The sequence below is a fragment of the Enterobacter sp. 03-F-07-AD-ECC genome, assembly GCF_047530935.1.
GTDB lineage: Bacteria > Pseudomonadota > Gammaproteobacteria > Enterobacterales > Enterobacteriaceae > Enterobacter > Enterobacter cloacae.
Window position 1 is genome coordinate 40058 of the sequence record NZ_JBLKBZ010000011.1, and the last position, 15192, is coordinate 55249.

Genomic DNA, 15192 nt, shown 5'->3' on the forward strand with positions numbered 1-15192 from the left:
CTTCCCCTGTTATCATCTCCATGTCACATTTTGTGCGTAATTTATTCACCGTTGCACCTGGAACTTGTGGATAAAATCACTGTCTGATAAAAGAGTGAATGCTAATCTCGTTGCTCAAACGCTTTGGCATGGTTGTTGCCTGATGGGGACAACCTGGACCAGAAGAAACATTGAGAGGAATGAATGACCAAAGAAATGCAAACTTTAGCTTTAGCCCCTGTTGGTAACCTGGAATCGTATATCCGGGCTGCGAACACCTGGCCGATGTTAACGGCCGAGGAAGAAAAGGAGCTTGCTGAAAAGCTGCATTACCAGGGCGATCTGGAAGCAGCGAAAAAGCTGATCCTGTCTCACCTGCGCTTTGTTGTTCACATTGCTCGTAATTATGCGGGCTATGGCCTGCCGCAGGCAGACTTGATTCAGGAAGGTAACATCGGCCTGATGAAGGCTGTACGTCGCTTTAACCCGGAAGTGGGTGTACGACTGGTCTCCTTCGCTGTGCACTGGATCAAAGCAGAGATTCACGAATACGTGCTGCGCAACTGGCGTATCGTGAAAGTCGCCACGACAAAAGCGCAACGCAAACTCTTCTTCAACCTGCGTAAAACCAAGCAGCGTCTGGGCTGGTTCAATCAGGATGAAGTAGAAATGGTGGCGCGCGAGCTGGGTGTTTCCAGCAAAGACGTGCGTGAGATGGAATCCCGTATGGCCGCGCAGGACATGACTTTTGACATGTCTTCCGATGACGATGCGTCCGACAGCCAGCCAATGGCGCCGGTACTGTATCTGCAGGATAAGACCTCTAACTTTGCTGACGGCATTGAAGAGGACAACTGGGAAGATCAGGCCGCGAACAAGCTGAGCTATGCGATGGAAGGCCTTGACGAGCGTAGCCAGGATATTATCCGTGCCCGCTGGCTGGACGAAGACAACAAGTCCACGCTGCAGGAGCTGGCCGACCGCTACGGCGTGTCTGCTGAACGTGTGCGTCAGCTTGAAAAGAACGCCATGAAAAAACTTCGCGCCGCGATTGAAGCGTAATTCCCGCGAAGTATGACGAGAGCCCCTGGATGCGAATCCGGGGGTTTTGTTTTTTTAGCGCCCACTCTGGCGAATTTCTCCCCCCTGGCAAACACTTACTGATGCGCTAAGCAGGCGACTTTCTCAGGGGGACAGGGTGAAAAATAACGAACTGAACGACCGGCGTTTACAGGCGACGCCGCGCGGCATCGGCGTGATGTGTAACTTCTATGCCGATAAAGCTGAAAACGCCACGGTGTGGGACGTCGAGGGCAACGAGTATATCGACTTCGCCGCCGGAATAGCGGTGCTGAACACCGGGCATCGCCATCCAAAAATCATTTCCGCCATTGAAAAACAACTTCATGCCTTCACCCACACGGCGTACCAGATTGTGCCATACGAAGGCTATGTGTCGCTTGCCGAGCGAATCAACGCGCGTGTGCCGATTGACGGCCCGGCCAAAACCGCCTTCTTCTCAACGGGGGCAGAAGCCGTCGAAAACGCGGTAAAAATTGCCCGCGCATACACCAGACGCCCTGGCCTGATCGCCTTTGGCGGTGCTTTTCATGGACGCACCTCGATGACCATGGCGCTGACGGGTAAAGTTGCCCCTTACAAGCTGGGTTTCGGGCCGTTTCCTGGCTCGGTATATCACGCCCAATACCCCAATGAACTGCACGGTGTCAGTACGGCGGAGGCATTAAAAAGCCTGGAGCGTATCTTCAAAGCGGACATTGCCCCGGACCAGGTCGCGGCCATTATTCTTGAACCGGTTCAGGGTGAGGGCGGTTTCAACATTGCACCGGCGGATTTTATGCAGGCCTTGCGCGCCCTGTGCGATACCCACGGTATTTTGCTGATCGCCGACGAGGTGCAAAGCGGTTTTGCGCGTACCGGAAAACTGTTCTCGATGGAACACCACTGCGTGAAGCCGGATCTGATCACCATGGCGAAAAGCCTGGCGGGTGGCATGCCGCTCTCGGCGGTGTCGGGCCGCGCCGAGGTGATGGACGCGCCTGCGCCTGGCGGACTGGGCGGTACCTATGCCGGTAACCCACTGGCGATCGCCGCCGCACATGCCGTGCTGGACGTGATTGATGAAGACGATCTTTGTACGCGCTCAGCACACCTGGGCCATCATCTGGTGGAAGTACTGAACAAAGCGAAGGAACACTGTCCGTATATCGCGGATATCCGCGCACAAGGCTCAATGGTGGCGGTGGAGTTTAACGATCCGCAATCCGGGCTGCCGTCACCGGAATTCACCCGTCAGGTTCAGGAGCGAGCCCTGCAGGAAGGCCTTCTGCTTCTGAGTTGCGGCGTGTACGGTAACGTCATCCGTTTCCTCTATCCGCTCACAATCCCTGAAGTGCAGTTCCGTAAAGCGCTGGACATTATTTCTGCGTCGCTGACTCGTTAAAGCCAGAAGCCCGGTGAAATTCCTGCCGGGCTTATCATATATTCATTTCAAATTTGCTATTCCAATATCATAAAAATGGGGTATGTTTTAGCAGAGTATGCTGAAAAAGCGCGACTGGTATACCTATAACTGAAATAAAGCGCTACACAACAACATCACAACAATCGTAATAACCATAATAATGGGGAATCTCAGGATGAACATGAAGGGTAAAGCGTTACTGGCAGGATGTATCGCGTTGGCATTCAGCACCATGGCGCAGGCCGATATTAAAGTGGCCGTGGTGGGCGCGATGTCCGGTCCGGTAGCACAGTATGGCGACCAGGAATTTACGGGCGCAGAGCAGGCGGTTGCCGACATTAATGCGAAGGGCGGTATCAAAGGCGAAAAACTGCAGATCGTAAAATATGATGATGCCTGTGACCCGAAACAAGCGGTTGCCGTGGCGAACAAAGTGGTGAACGACGGCATCAAATACGTTATCGGTCACCTGTGCTCCTCTTCCACCCAGCCTGCGTCTGATATCTACGAAGACGAAGGCATCCTGATGATCACCCCGGCGGCAACGGCACCGGAGCTGACGTCGCGCGGCTATAAGCTGATCCTGCGCACCACCGGTCTGGACTCCGATCAGGGCCCAACGGCCGCCAAATACATTGTCGAAAAAGTGAAGCCGAAGCGTATCGCGATCGTTCATGACAAACAGCAGTACGGTGAAGGTCTGGCGCGCTCCGTGCAGGACAACCTGAAGAAAGCGAATGCTGACGTCGTGTTCTTTGATGGTATCACCGCCGGTGAGAAAGACTTCTCTACCCTGGTGGCGCGTCTGAAGAAAGAGAATATCGACTTCGTTTACTACGGTGGCTACCACCCGGAAATGGGGCAGATCCTGCGTCAGGCTCGTGCAGCGGGTCTGAAAACCCAGTTCATGGGGCCGGAAGGGGTGGCGAACGTTTCCCTGTCTAACATTGCCGGTGAGTCTGCGGAAGGCCTGCTAGTGACCAAGCCGAAGAACTACGACCAGGTCCCTGCGAACAAACCGATTGTAGATGCCATTAAGGCGAAGAAACAGGATCCAAGCGGCGCGTTCGTCTGGACAACCTACGCAGCACTGCAGTCTCTGCAGGCGGGTCTGAACCAGTCAGCCGATCCGGCTGAGATTGCCACCTGGCTGAAAGCGAACTCTGTTGATACCGTGATGGGGCCGCTCTCCTGGGATGAGAAGGGCGATCTGAAGGGCTTCGAGTTCGGCGTGTTTGACTGGCATGCCAACGGTACTGCTACTGACGCAAAATAATGCTGGTGCGGGTTGATACCCCCCTCACCCCGGCCCTCTCCCACAGGGAGAGGGAGAAAACCGGGCAATGCCCTCTCCCTGTGGGAGAGGGTTAGGGTGAGGGCATCAGGCCGCACAATTCACCCCAAACGCTTCTCCCACCCATTTTTCTGCGCCGTAAACCCTAACGCCTGCATAAACGCCGCCATCACGCTACGGTCCTCCACGCCTACGTCGGCCATCCACCAGGAGGTAATGCTCGGGTTTTCACGGATCACTTCTTCGATCAGGTACTGTCCTACGCCGCGACGACGGGTGACGTCGCGCACGCGCAGAGAGTCCAGCGCCCCTTCCGTGCCGCTCAGCGTCACGCGCACAGCAGCCAGCAGACGCTCGTTGAAGCGCGCGGCATAAATACGGTGGGTTTCGTCAACGCTCAGCGACGAAGGGGAATATTCCGGCCAGATCTTGCCCAGGTCGATATGATCCTGGTCGCTAAAGGTCACCAGACGAACGATAGTCAGTTTCATTAGCTGCTTGTCCAAATCAAATTGAGTAGAGGCAGTGTACTCAATTTATTCGCTCAGCGGCTTCCTCTTTTTATTCCCCGTTACCAGGTGATTAGTTTTTTGCCAGGGCGAAGTGCAGTCTGAAAACACATGGATCGAAAAATAAGCAGAATTTTAACCTGAATGGCAGTGATTTATTCGGCGCTTTGTACCGTTATTTTATGCTGCAAACTGCACTTTTATTTGTTTATCTCTGCCTGATTTCAGAATATTATCTTTGCTTAATCGACTGAAAAATAGAGATTTTAGTCTGGTTTTTGATAAAAACCTGCGCTAAACCATTAAAGGCACTGGTAAAAATAGCGTTGTGCATTAAAAGTACAGAATGCTTTTTAACCATAATAAAACAAAATATATACACGACATCACGAATGGGGATTCAGAGATGAAAAGGAACGCGAAGACGTTAATCGCGGGCATGGTTGCATTGTCTCTCTCGCATGCAGCCATGGCGGAAGAGATTAAAGTTGCGGTGGTCGGTGCCATGTCCGGCCCTGTTGCCCAGTGGGGTGACATGGAGTTCAACGGCGCACGTCAGGCAATTAAAGACATCAACGCCAAAGGTGGCATCAAAGGCGACAAGCTGGTGGGCGTGGAATACGACGACGCCTGCGATCCAAAACAGGCCGTCGCGGTGGCGAACAAAATCGTGAACGATGGCATCCAGTATGTGATCGGCCATCTGTGCTCATCGTCCACTCAGCCTGCGTCTGATATCTACGAAGACGAAGGTATTCTGATGATTACCCCCGGTGCCACCAACCCGGAGCTGACCCAGCGCGGCTACCAGCACATTATGCGTACCGCCGGTCTGGACTCCTCCCAGGGGCCAACCGCGGCGAAATACATCCTCGAGACGGTTAAACCGCAGCGCATTGCCATTATTCATGACAAACAGCAGTACGGCGAAGGCCTGGCGCGTTCCGTTCAGGACGGGCTGAAAAAAGGCGGCGCAAATATTGTCTTCTTCGACGGGATTACCGCGGGTGAGAAAGATTTCTCTGCGCTGATCGCCCGTCTGCAAAAAGAGAATATCGACTTCGTTTACTACGGTGGTTATTACCCGGAAATGGGCCAGATGCTGCGCCAGGCGCGCTCTGTCGGTCTGAAAACCCAGTTCATGGGTCCAGAAGGCGTGGGTAACGCCTCCCTGTCTAACATCGCCGGGGATGCCGCTGAAGGCATGCTGGTGACAATGCCAAAACGCTATGACCAGGATCCGGCGAACAAGGCTATCGTGGATGCGCTCAAGGCGCAGAAGAAAGATCCAAGTGGTCCATACGTCTGGATCACCTACGCCGCCGTGCAGTCACTGGCCACCGCGCTGGACCGTACTGGCAGCAAAGAACCGCTGGATCTGGTGAAAGATTTAAAAGCACACGGGGCGAACACCGTGATTGGGCCGCTGAACTGGGATGAGAAAGGCGATCTGAAGGGATTTGAATTTGGTGTCTTTAAGTGGCACGCCGACGGTTCGTCTTCGGCCGCCAAATAATTATCCCGCCGCCCGGACCGCCGGGCGGGTATAAAAAGGTTTGCATATGTCCGAGCAGTTTCTCTATTTCCTGCAGCAGATGTTTAACGGCGTCACGCTGGGAAGCACCTACGCGCTGATTGCCATCGGCTATACGATGGTGTACGGCATTATCGGCATGATCAACTTCGCCCACGGCGAGGTGTACATGATCGGTAGCTACGTCTCCTTTATGATTATCGCCGCCCTGATGATGATGGGTATCGACAGCAGCTGGCTGCTGGTCGCCGCCGGGTTTGTCGGCGCGATTGTGATTGCCAGCGCCTACGGCTGGAGCATCGAGCGAGTGGCCTACCGGCCGGTACGCAGCTCCAAGCGCCTGATTGCCCTGATCTCCGCGATTGGGATGTCTATCTTCCTGCAAAACTACGTCAGCCTGACCGAAGGCTCGCGCGATGTGGCGCTGCCAAGCCTGTTCAACGGCCAGTGGATTGTCGGCGCCAGCGAAAACTTCTCTGCCTCTATCACCACCATGCAACTGGTGATCTGGGTGGTGACCTTTATTGCGATGCTCGCTCTGACGCTCTTCATCCGCTACTCCCGCATGGGACGCGCCTGCCGCGCCTGCGCGGAAGATTTGAAGATGGCGAGCCTGCTCGGGATCAACACTGACCGCGTGATTGCGCTCACTTTTGTGATCGGCGCGGCGATGGCGGCCGTCGCAGGCGTCCTGCTCGGCCAGTTCTACGGCGTAATTAACCCGTACATCGGTTTTATGGCCGGGATGAAAGCCTTTACCGCGGCGGTACTGGGCGGTATCGGCAGTATTCCAGGCGCGATGATTGGCGGCCTGATTCTGGGCGTGGCAGAAGCGCTCTCCTCAGCGTATCTGAGTACCGAGTATAAAGACGTGGTGTCGTTTGCCCTGCTGATTCTGGTTCTGCTGGTGATGCCTACCGGTATTCTGGGTCGTCCGGAGGTAGAGAAAGTATGAAACCGATGCATTTTGCAATGGCGCTGCTCTCTGCCGCCATGTTCTTCGTGCTGGCGGGCGTCTTTATGGGCGTTCAGTTAGAGCTGAACGGCACAAAGCTTGTGGTGGACACCGCCGCAGACATTCGCTGGCAGTGGGTCTTTATCGGCACCGCCGTGGTGTTCCTGTTCCAGCTGCTGCGTCCGCTGTTCCAGAAAACGCTGAAAGGCGTCTCAGGACCGAAGTTTGTCCTGCCGGCTATCGACGGCTCCACCGTTAAGCAGAAGCTGTTCCTCGTGGCGCTGCTGGTGGCTGCGGTGGCGTGGCCGTTCGTGGTCTCGCGCGGCACGGTAGATATCGCCACCCTGACCATGATCTACGTTATTCTGGGTCTGGGCCTGAACGTGGTAGTGGGGCTCTCTGGCCTGCTGGTACTGGGCTACGGCGGTTTCTACGCCATTGGCGCGTACACCTTTGCGCTACTGAACCACTATTACGGTCTCGGCTTCTGGACGTGCCTGCCGCTGGCGGGGCTGGTTTCTGCCGCGGCAGGTTTCCTGCTTGGCTTCCCGGTGCTGCGCCTGCGCGGTGACTACCTGGCGATTGTGACCTTAGGCTTCGGCGAAATCGTCCGTATCCTGCTGCTCAACAATACCGAGGTGACTGGCGGCCCGAACGGCATCAGCCAGATCCCGAAACCAACCTTCTTTAGTCTGGAGTTCAGCCGTACCGCCCGTGAAGGCGGCTGGGATACCTTCAGCAACTTCTTTGGCGTGAAGTATGATCCGTCCGACCGCGTCATCTGGCTCTACATGGTGGCGCTGCTGCTGGTAGTCATCACGCTGTTCGTGATTAACCGCCTGCTACGTATGCCGCTGGGCCGCGCATGGGAAGCGCTGCGTGAAGATGAAATCGCCTGCCGCTCCCTGGGCCTCAACCCGACCCGCATTAAGCTGACTGCGTTCACCATCAGCGCCGCGTTTGCCGGTTTTGCCGGCACGCTGTTTGCCGCGCGTCAGGGCTTTGTCAGCCCGGAATCATTCACCTTTGCCGAATCCGCCTTTGTGCTGGCGATTGTGGTGCTCGGCGGTATGGGTTCGCAGTTTGCCGTTATCCTCGCCGCCATTCTGCTGGTGGTTTCACGCGAGCTGATGCGTGACTTTAACGAATACAGCATGCTGATGCTGGGTGGTTTGATGGTGCTGATGATGATCTGGCGTCCGCAGGGTCTGCTGCCGATGACCCGTCCACAGCTGAAGCTGAAGAACGGGCAAGCAAAAGGAGAGCAGGCATGAGTCAGCCATTATTATCCGTTAACGGTCTGATGATGCGTTTTGGCGGCCTGCTGGCGGTCAACAATGTGAATCTGGATCTGCACAAGAAAGAGATCGTCTCCCTGATTGGCCCGAACGGTGCGGGAAAAACCACGGTCTTTAACTGCCTGACCGGTTTCTACAAGCCGACGGGCGGCACCATTATGCTGCGCGACCAGCATCTGGAAGGGCTGCCGGGCCAGCAGATTGCCCGCATGGGCGTAGTGCGTACTTTCCAGCACGTGCGTCTGTTCCGCGAGATGACGGTGATTGAGAACCTGCTGGTGGCACAGCATCAGCAGCTGAAAACCGGTCTGTTCTCCGGCCTGCTGAAGACGCCAGCCTTCCGCCGTGCGCAGAGCGAAGCGCTGGATCGTGCGGCAACATGGCTTGACCGTATCGGTCTGCTGCCGCATGCCAACCGCCAGGCAAGTAACCTTGCGTACGGTGACCAGCGTCGCCTTGAGATTGTGCGCTGCATGGTAACGCAGCCGGAAATCCTGATGCTCGATGAACCCGCTGCGGGTCTGAACCCGAAAGAGACCAAAGAGCTGGACGAGCTGATTGCTGAGCTTCGCGATCATCACGACACCACTATCCTGCTGATTGAGCACGATATGAAGCTGGTAATGGGAATCTCTGACCGTATCTACGTGGTGAACCAGGGAACGCCGCTGGCAAACGGCACGCCGGATGAAATCCGCAACAACCCGGACGTGATCCGCGCATACCTGGGTGAGGCATAAGATGGAAAAAGCGATGTTAACGTTTGACAAGGTAAGTGCCCACTACGGCAAGATCCAGGCGCTGCACGACGTCAGCCTGCATATCAATCAGGGCGAAATCGTCACCCTGATTGGGGCTAACGGCGCGGGCAAAACCACGCTGCTTGGTACCCTGTGCGGCGACCCGCGCGCCACCAGCGGGCGGATTGTGTTTGATGGCAAAGACATCACCGACTGGCAGACCGCCAGAATCATGCGTGAAGCGGTGGCGATAGTCCCTGAAGGGCGTCGCGTCTTCTCGCGCATGACGGTGGAAGAGAACCTGGCGATGGGCGGCTTCTTCGCTGACCGCGACCAGTATCAGTCCCGTATCAAGTGGGTGTACGAACTCTTCCCGCGCCTGTGGGAGCGTCGTATTCAGCGTGCGGGGACCATGTCCGGCGGTGAGCAGCAGATGCTGGCGATCGGCCGCGCCCTGATGAGCCAGCCGCGCCTGCTGCTGCTGGATGAACCGTCGCTGGGTCTTGCGCCAATTATCATTCAGCAGATCTTCGACACCATTGAACAGCTGCGTAAAGAGGGGATGACCATCTTCCTCGTCGAGCAGAACGCCAACCAGGCGCTGAAGCTCGCCGATCGCGGTTACGTGCTGGAGAACGGCCACGTGGTGCTTGAGGATACCGGCGATGCGCTGCTGGCCAATGAAGCGGTGCGGAGTGCGTATTTAGGCGGATAGGTAAAAGCAAAATGGCAACGCACGTTGCCATTTTTAGTGTTTTCTCCCTCTCCCCGTGGGAGAGGGCCGGGGTGAGGGCACCATACCGCACCCAACCACACCCCAAACCCCTTCACACAACCATCATCCCGCTGACCTTTTGTTGTCACTTATCTGTAAACAAACAGTTATTTTTCTGTCATTCGAGCATGTCATGTTACCTCGCGAGCATAAAACGCGTGATATCGCGCATCCGGCACAATAAGAGAGATGACAATGACATCGTTACGACACACAGCTTTGGGTCTGGCACTGGGTCTGGCTTTTGCGACGAACGCAATGGCTGTGACGACCATTCCGTTCTGGCATTCCATGGAAGGGGAGTTGGGTAAAGAGGTTGACTCCCTGGCGCAGCGTTTCAACGACTCCCATCCGGATTACAAAATTGTGCCGGTGTACAAAGGTAACTACGAGCAGAGCCTGAGCGCGGGCATTGCCGCCTTCCGTACCGGTAATGCGCCTGCCATTTTGCAGGTATACGAAGTAGGCACCGCGACCATGATGGCCTCCAAAGCCATCAAACCGGTCTACGAAGTGTTCAAAGAGGCGGGGATCAACTTCGACGAATCCCAGTTTGTGCCGACCGTAGCGGGTTACTACACCGATTCTAAAACCGGCCATCTGCTGTCTCAGCCGTTTAACAGCTCGACGCCGGTGCTGTACTACAACAAAGACGCCTTTAAGAAAGCCGGTTTAGACCCGGAGCAGCCGCCAAAAACCTGGCAGGATCTGGCGGAGTACACCGCGAAGCTGAAAGCGGCGGGGATGAAGTGCGGCTACGCCAGCGGCTGGCAGGGCTGGATCCAGATTGAAAACTTCAGTGCCTGGCACGGCTTGCCGGTAGCCACCAAAAACAACGGTTTCGATGGCACCGACGCGGTACTGGAGTTCAACAAGCCAGAGCAGGTGAAGCACATCGCGCTGCTGGAAGAGTTGAACAAGATGGGTGATTTCAGCTACTTCGGACGTAAAGACGAATCCACCGAGAAGTTCTACAACGGTGACTGCGCCATTACCACCGCCTCGTCCGGCTCGCTGGCGGATATTCGTCACTACGCCAAATTCAACTATGGCGTGGGCATGATGCCGTACGACGCAGACGTGAAAGGCGCGCCACAGAACGCCATCATCGGCGGAGCAAGCCTGTGGGTGATGCAGGGTAAAGACGCCGGCACCTACAAAGGAGTGGCCGAGTTCCTCGACTTCCTGGCGAAACCTGAAAACGCGGCCGAATGGCACCAGAAAACCGGCTACCTGCCGATCACCAAAGCTGCCTATGACCTGACCCGCGAGCAGGGCTTCTACAGCAAGAATCCGGGTGCGGATATCGCGACGCGTCAGATGCTGAACAAGCCGCCGTTGCCGTTCACCAAAGGCCTGCGTCTGGGCAACATGCCGCAGATCCGCACCATTGTCGACGAAGAGCTGGAAAGCGTCTGGACCGGCAAGAAAACGCCACAGCAGGCGCTGGATTCAGCGGTAGAGCGCGGAAATCAGCTGCTGCGCCGCTTTGAGCAGTCCACCAAATCGTAAAAAAATGCCCGGTGGCGCTGCGCTTACCGGGCCTACGACGTGCCATATGTAGGCCGGGTAAGGCGTAGCCGCCACCCGGCACTGTTCAGGAACCAAATCTCAATGTCATCATCCCGTCCGGTGTTTCGTTCCCGCTGGCTGCCGTATCTGCTGGTCGCGCCTCAGCTGGTCATCACCGTTATCTTCTTTATCTGGCCTGCGGGCGAAGCGCTCTGGTACTCGGTGCAAAGCGTTGATCCGTTTGGGCTTTCCAGCCAGTTTGTTGGCCTGGACAACTTCACCGCGCTGTTCCACGACAGCTACTACCTGGATTCTTTCTGGACGACGATCAAATTCAGCGCGCTGGTCACCGTGAGCGGCCTTGTTGCCTCGCTGTTCTTCGCCGCGCTGGTGGATTATGTGGTGCGTGGCAGCCGTCTGTATCAGACCCTGATGCTGCTGCCCTACGCCGTGGCACCAGCGGTCGCCGCCGTGCTGTGGATCTTCCTGTTTAACCCCGGACGCGGGTTAATTACCCATTTTCTGGCGGAATTCGGATACGACTGGAACCACGCCCAGAATAGCGGCCAGGCGATGTTCCTGGTGGTGTTCGCCTCGGTGTGGAAGCAGATCAGCTACAACTTCCTGTTCTTCTTTGCCGCGCTACAGTCCATTCCGCGTTCGCTGGTGGAAGCCGCCGCCATTGACGGCGCAGGCCCGATCCGCCGCTTCTTCAGGCTGTCGCTGCCGCTGATTGCCCCGGTGAGTTTCTTCCTGCTGGTGGTGAACCTGGTGTATGCCTTTTTCGACACCTTCCCGGTCATCGACGCGGCCACCGCCGGTGGCCCGGTGCAGGCCACGACGACGCTGATTTATAAAATCTACCGCGAAGGGTTTGCCGGGCTGGATCTCTCGGCCTCCGCCGCGCAGTCCGTCGTGCTGATGTTCCTTGTCATCATCCTCACGGTGGTGCAGTTCCGCTATGTCGAAAGTAAGGTGCGCTACCAATGATTGAGAACCGTCGCGGGCTGACGATTTTCAGCCATACCATGCTGATTCTGGGGATTATCGTCATCCTCTTTCCGCTGTACGTGGCGTTTGTCGCCGCCACGCTGGACACCAAAGCGGTGTTCGACACGCCGATGACGCTGATCCCAGGCACGCATCTTTTTGAGAACATGAAAACCATCTGGACCCAGGGCGTGGGGGCCAACAGCGCGCCGTTCTGGCTGATGATGCTCAACAGCTTCATCATGGCGTTTGGCATCACTGTCGGCAAAATCACGGTGTCGATGCTTTCGGCCTTCGCCATCGTCTGGTTCCGCTTTCCGCTGCGTAACCTCTTCTTCTGGATGATTTTTATCACCCTGATGCTGCCGGTGGAGGTGCGTATCTTCCCGACGGTGGAGGTGATCGCGAACCTGAAGATGCTCGACAGCTACGCGGGCTTAACCCTCCCGCTGATGGCGTCTGCGACTGCCACCTTCCTGTTCCGCCAGTTCTTTATGACGCTGCCGGACGAGCTGATTGAAGCCGCGCGCATTGACGGCGCATCACCGATGCGCTTTTTCCGCGACATCGTGCTGCCGCTGTCGAAAACCAACCTCGCGGCGCTGTTTGTGATCACCTTTATCTACGGCTGGAACCAGTACCTGTGGCCGCTGCTGATTATTCAGGACGTCAACCTCGGCACCGCCGTGGCGGGCATCAAGGGCATGATCGCCACCGGCGAAGGCACCACCCTCTGGAACCAGGTGATGGCGGCGATGCTGCTCACCCTTATCCCCCCGGTCGTTATCGTTTTAGCCATGCAGCGTGCGTTTGTGCGTGGTTTAGTGGACAGTGAGAAATAAGATGGCAGGTTTAAAACTTCAGGCAGTGACCAAAAGCTGGGATGGCAAAACCCAGGTGATTCAGCCGCTCACCCTCGACGTGGCGGACGGGGAGTTCATCGTGATGGTCGGCCCGTCCGGTTGCGGCAAATCCACGCTGCTGCGCATGGTGGCCGGGCTTGAGCGCGTCTCCTCCGGCGATATCTGGATTGACCGCCAGCGCGTGACCGAGATGGAGCCCAAAGACCGCGGCATCGCGATGGTGTTCCAGAACTACGCCCTCTATCCGCACATGAGCGTGGAAGAGAATATGGCCTGGGGGCTGAAAATCCGCGGCATGGGCAAGGGGCATATCGAGGAGCGGGTGAAAGAGGCGGCGCGCATTCTGGAGCTGGATGGCCTGCTTAAGCGCCGTCCGCGCGAGCTCTCCGGCGGCCAGCGCCAGCGCGTGGCGATGGGGCGTGCCATCGTGCGCGATCCGGCGGTGTTCCTGTTCGATGAACCGCTCTCTAACCTCGACGCCAAGCTGCGCGTGCAGATGCGTCTGGAGCTGCAGCAACTGCATCGCCGTCTTAAAACCACCTCCCTGTACGTGACGCACGATCAGGTCGAAGCCATGACCCTTGCCCAACGGGTGATGGTGATGAACAAAGGCGTTGCCGAACAGATTGGCACGCCGGTGGAGGTGTACGAAAAACCGGCCAGCCGTTTTGTGGCGAGCTTTATCGGCAGCCCGGCAATGAACCTGCTGGAAGGGCGGATCAGCAGCGCGGGCACCCACTTTGAGCTGGAAAGCGGGATGGCATTGCCCATCAACTGGTACTATCGTGGCTACGCCGGGCGTAAGATGACGCTCGGTATTCGCCCGGAGCATATTGGTTTAACCTCTCAGGCGGACGGCGGCGTGCCGCTGGTGATGGACACGCTGGAGATGTTGGGTGCAGATAACCTGGCGCACGGACGCTGGGGCGAGCAAAAAATGGTGGTGCGTCTGCCGCATCAGGAACGCCCGAAAGCAGGCAGCACGCTGTGGCTGCACCTGCCGGAAAATCACCTGCACTTATTTGACGGTGAAACAGGACAACGAGTATGAGCAACTGGCCTTATCCCCACATCGTCGCCCACCGTGGCGGCGGTAAACTGGCGCCGGAAAATACCCTGGCGGCAATTGATGTTGGCGCACGCTACGGCCACACGATGATTGAGTTCGATGCCAAGCTGTCGAAAGACGGCGAAATTTTCCTGCTGCATGATGACAATCTCGAACGCACCAGCAACGGCTGGGGCGTGGCGGGGGAACTGCCGTGGCGCGATCTGCTGAAGGTGGATGCCGGAAGCTGGTTCAGCGGCGAGTACAAAGGCGAACCGTTGCCGCTGCTGGCGGAAGTGGCCGACCGTTGTCGTCAACACGGGATGATGGCCAACATCGAAATCAAACCGACGACCGGTACCGGGCCGCTCACGGGCAACGTGATTGCGCTGGCCGCACGCGAGCTGTGGGAAGGCATGACGCCACCGCTGCTGTCGTCATTTGAAATTGATGCCCTTGAAGCGGCACAGGCTGCGGTGCCGGAGCTGCCGCGCGGGCTGCTGCTGGACGAGTGGCGCGAGGACTGGCGTGAGCTGACCACCCGCTTAGCGTGCGTGTCGATCCATCTCAATCATAAGCTGCTGGATGAGGCGAGGGTTAAGATGCTGAAAGCGGCAGGGCTGCATATTCTGGTGTATACCGTCAACAAACCCCAGCGTGCGGCTGAGCTGCTGCGCTGGGGTGTGGACAGCATCTGTACCGATGCGATTGACCTGATCGGCCCGGACTTTAGTTCTGCGGATTAAGCATACTGCCATTAGACTGCGACGGCAGCATATGCTGCTGTCCGCTGCCTGACGAACTCATCCCTCCCAGCATCCCGCCGTTTTTATTCGGCAGCGGTTGCTCGCGCATCTGCCCCTGCTGCACGCGCTGGGTGTTAGTGTTCATCTGATTTTGCAGGCTCTGCTGCTGCATTCGGGTCTGCGTGTTCAACTGCTGGTTCAGCATCCCTTTTTGCTGTTGCTGCTGACTCATCATCTCCGTCTGCATACGCTGCTGGCTCGGAATGACATAGCCCGGCTGGTTAGGGTTATTCATCGTATTGAGTGGCTGTGCAAGTGCGGCAAACGGGAGCAACGCCGTAAGGATCAGGAAGCGTTTCATGATCTTCTCCTTCTTTGAGGTTTCTCTTAAGTTTACCCCGAATTCACCATGACGATGATTTTTTAGGAGTTGTGAACCAGGCTTAAGCGGGGAATATGGCTCC

At 56.7% G+C, this 15192-nt stretch carries 15 protein-coding genes; 13 read left to right on the forward strand and 2 right to left on the reverse strand.

Annotated features, from left to right (window positions below):
• The first annotated feature begins 183 nt into the window (after window positions 1–183).
• From rpoH to livJ, 3 genes are all read left to right on the forward strand, one after another.
• The gene (gene rpoH / locus ACMWKA_RS16645; protein ID WP_008500093.1) at window positions 184–1041 is read left to right on the forward strand and encodes an RNA polymerase sigma factor RpoH; all 858 of its coding nucleotides are present in this window, start codon (window positions 184–186) and stop codon (window positions 1039–1041) included.
• 136 nt (window positions 1042–1177) lie between these two features.
• Window positions 1178–2443, forward strand: coding sequence for a 4-aminobutyrate--2-oxoglutarate transaminase (locus ACMWKA_RS16650; protein WP_038420762.1), 1266 nt, complete (start codon window positions 1178–1180; stop codon window positions 2441–2443).
• A gap of 196 nt (window positions 2444–2639) precedes the next feature.
• Window positions 2640–3740, forward strand: coding sequence for a branched chain amino acid ABC transporter substrate-binding protein LivJ (gene livJ / locus ACMWKA_RS16655; RefSeq protein WP_014833593.1), 1101 nt, complete (start codon window positions 2640–2642; stop codon window positions 3738–3740).
• A 119-nt stretch (window positions 3741–3859) separates the two neighbouring features.
• On the opposite strand, the gene panM is transcribed toward livJ, so the two are convergent.
• Window positions 3860–4249 (reverse strand): aspartate 1-decarboxylase autocleavage activator PanM, encoded by a 390-nt coding sequence (gene panM / locus ACMWKA_RS16660; RefSeq protein ID WP_013099135.1) that lies wholly within the window; start codon window positions 4247–4249, stop codon window positions 3860–3862.
• A gap of 424 nt (window positions 4250–4673) precedes the next feature.
• Between panM and livK the strand changes: the two genes are divergently transcribed.
• The 10 genes from livK (at window position 4674) to ugpQ (ending at window position 14728) form a co-directional block, all read left to right on the forward strand.
• The gene (livK, locus tag ACMWKA_RS16665; protein WP_028028112.1) at window positions 4674–5783 is read left to right on the forward strand and encodes a high-affinity branched-chain amino acid ABC transporter substrate-binding protein LivK; all 1110 of its coding nucleotides are present in this window, start codon (window positions 4674–4676) and stop codon (window positions 5781–5783) included.
• Window positions 5784–5829: 46 nt separating this feature from the next.
• Window positions 5830–6756: a high-affinity branched-chain amino acid ABC transporter permease LivH gene (gene livH, locus ACMWKA_RS16670; RefSeq protein WP_013099131.1), complete on the forward strand. Its 927-nt coding sequence runs from the start codon at window positions 5830–5832 to the stop codon at window positions 6754–6756.
• Window positions 6753–8030, forward strand: coding sequence for a high-affinity branched-chain amino acid ABC transporter permease LivM (locus ACMWKA_RS16675; RefSeq protein WP_414760434.1), 1278 nt, complete (start codon window positions 6753–6755; stop codon window positions 8028–8030). Before livH ends, ACMWKA_RS16675 begins: the two co-directional genes overlap by 4 nt.
• On the forward strand, window positions 8027–8794 hold the full coding sequence (livG, locus tag ACMWKA_RS16680) for a high-affinity branched-chain amino acid ABC transporter ATP-binding protein LivG (RefSeq protein ID WP_013099129.1): 768 nt from the start codon (window positions 8027–8029) through the stop codon (window positions 8792–8794). Before ACMWKA_RS16675 ends, livG begins: the two co-directional genes overlap by 4 nt.
• A gap of 1 nt (window position 8795) precedes the next feature.
• Complete coding sequence (gene livF, locus ACMWKA_RS16685; protein WP_013099128.1) at window positions 8796–9509, forward strand: high-affinity branched-chain amino acid ABC transporter ATP-binding protein LivF; 714 nt, start codon at window positions 8796–8798, stop codon at window positions 9507–9509.
• Between the two features lie 255 nt (window positions 9510–9764).
• Window positions 9765–11081 carry a sn-glycerol-3-phosphate ABC transporter substrate-binding protein UgpB gene (gene ugpB, locus ACMWKA_RS16690; protein WP_047351941.1) on the forward strand — a complete coding sequence of 439 codons (1317 nt, stop codon included), beginning with the start codon at window positions 9765–9767 and terminating at the stop codon, window positions 11079–11081.
• A gap of 102 nt (window positions 11082–11183) precedes the next feature.
• Complete coding sequence (gene ugpA, locus ACMWKA_RS16695; RefSeq protein ID WP_013099126.1) at window positions 11184–12071, forward strand: sn-glycerol-3-phosphate ABC transporter permease UgpA; 888 nt, start codon at window positions 11184–11186, stop codon at window positions 12069–12071.
• On the forward strand, window positions 12068–12913 hold the full coding sequence (ugpE, locus tag ACMWKA_RS16700) for a sn-glycerol-3-phosphate ABC transporter permease UgpE (RefSeq protein ID WP_013099125.1): 846 nt from the start codon (window positions 12068–12070) through the stop codon (window positions 12911–12913). The genes ugpA and ugpE overlap by 4 nt, the downstream gene beginning before the upstream one ends.
• Window position 12914: 1 nt before the next feature.
• Window positions 12915–13985 carry a sn-glycerol-3-phosphate import ATP-binding protein UgpC gene (locus tag ACMWKA_RS16705; protein WP_020687753.1) on the forward strand — a complete coding sequence of 357 codons (1071 nt, stop codon included), beginning with the start codon at window positions 12915–12917 and terminating at the stop codon, window positions 13983–13985.
• Window positions 13982–14728, forward strand: a complete 747-nt coding sequence (ugpQ, locus tag ACMWKA_RS16710; protein WP_013099123.1) for a glycerophosphodiester phosphodiesterase — start codon at window positions 13982–13984, stop codon at window positions 14726–14728. Before ACMWKA_RS16705 ends, ugpQ begins: the two co-directional genes overlap by 4 nt.
• Here the strand turns inward: ugpQ and ACMWKA_RS16715 are convergent.
• Window positions 14712–15089 carry a DUF2756 family protein gene (locus ACMWKA_RS16715; protein ID WP_013099122.1) on the reverse strand — a complete coding sequence of 126 codons (378 nt, stop codon included), beginning with the start codon at window positions 15087–15089 and terminating at the stop codon, window positions 14712–14714. The genes ugpQ and ACMWKA_RS16715 overlap by 17 nt on opposite strands.
• Window positions 15090–15192 lie beyond the last annotated feature (103 nt).

Bases quoted from the DNA above. Each gene is read 5' to 3' on its own strand.
- ACMWKA_RS16675 (WP_414760434.1), top strand. From the start codon at position 6,753: ATGAAACCGATGCATTTTGCAATGGCGCTGCTCTCTGCCGCCATGTTC.
- ugpE (WP_013099125.1), top strand. From the start codon at position 12,068: ATGATTGAGAACCGTCGCGGGCTGACGATTTTCAGCCATACCATGCTG.
- ACMWKA_RS16705 (WP_020687753.1), top strand. From the start codon at position 12,915: ATGGCAGGTTTAAAACTTCAGGCAGTGACCAAAAGCTGGGATGGCAAA.
- rpoH (WP_008500093.1), top strand. From the start codon at position 184: ATGACCAAAGAAATGCAAACTTTAGCTTTAGCCCCTGTTGGTAACCTG.
- ACMWKA_RS16715 (WP_013099122.1), bottom strand. From the start codon at position 15,089: ATGAAACGCTTCCTGATCCTTACGGCGTTGCTCCCGTTTGCCGCACTT.
- ugpA (WP_013099126.1), top strand. From the start codon at position 11,184: ATGTCATCATCCCGTCCGGTGTTTCGTTCCCGCTGGCTGCCGTATCTG.
- livK (WP_028028112.1), top strand. From the start codon at position 4,674: ATGAAAAGGAACGCGAAGACGTTAATCGCGGGCATGGTTGCATTGTCT.
- ugpQ (WP_013099123.1), top strand. From the start codon at position 13,982: ATGAGCAACTGGCCTTATCCCCACATCGTCGCCCACCGTGGCGGCGGT.
- ugpB (WP_047351941.1), top strand. From the start codon at position 9,765: ATGACATCGTTACGACACACAGCTTTGGGTCTGGCACTGGGTCTGGCT.
- livF (WP_013099128.1), top strand. From the start codon at position 8,796: ATGGAAAAAGCGATGTTAACGTTTGACAAGGTAAGTGCCCACTACGGC.
- panM (WP_013099135.1), bottom strand. From the start codon at position 4,249: ATGAAACTGACTATCGTTCGTCTGGTGACCTTTAGCGACCAGGATCAT.
- livG (WP_013099129.1), top strand. From the start codon at position 8,027: ATGAGTCAGCCATTATTATCCGTTAACGGTCTGATGATGCGTTTTGGC.
- livH (WP_013099131.1), top strand. From the start codon at position 5,830: ATGTCCGAGCAGTTTCTCTATTTCCTGCAGCAGATGTTTAACGGCGTC.
- livJ (WP_014833593.1), top strand. From the start codon at position 2,640: ATGAACATGAAGGGTAAAGCGTTACTGGCAGGATGTATCGCGTTGGCA.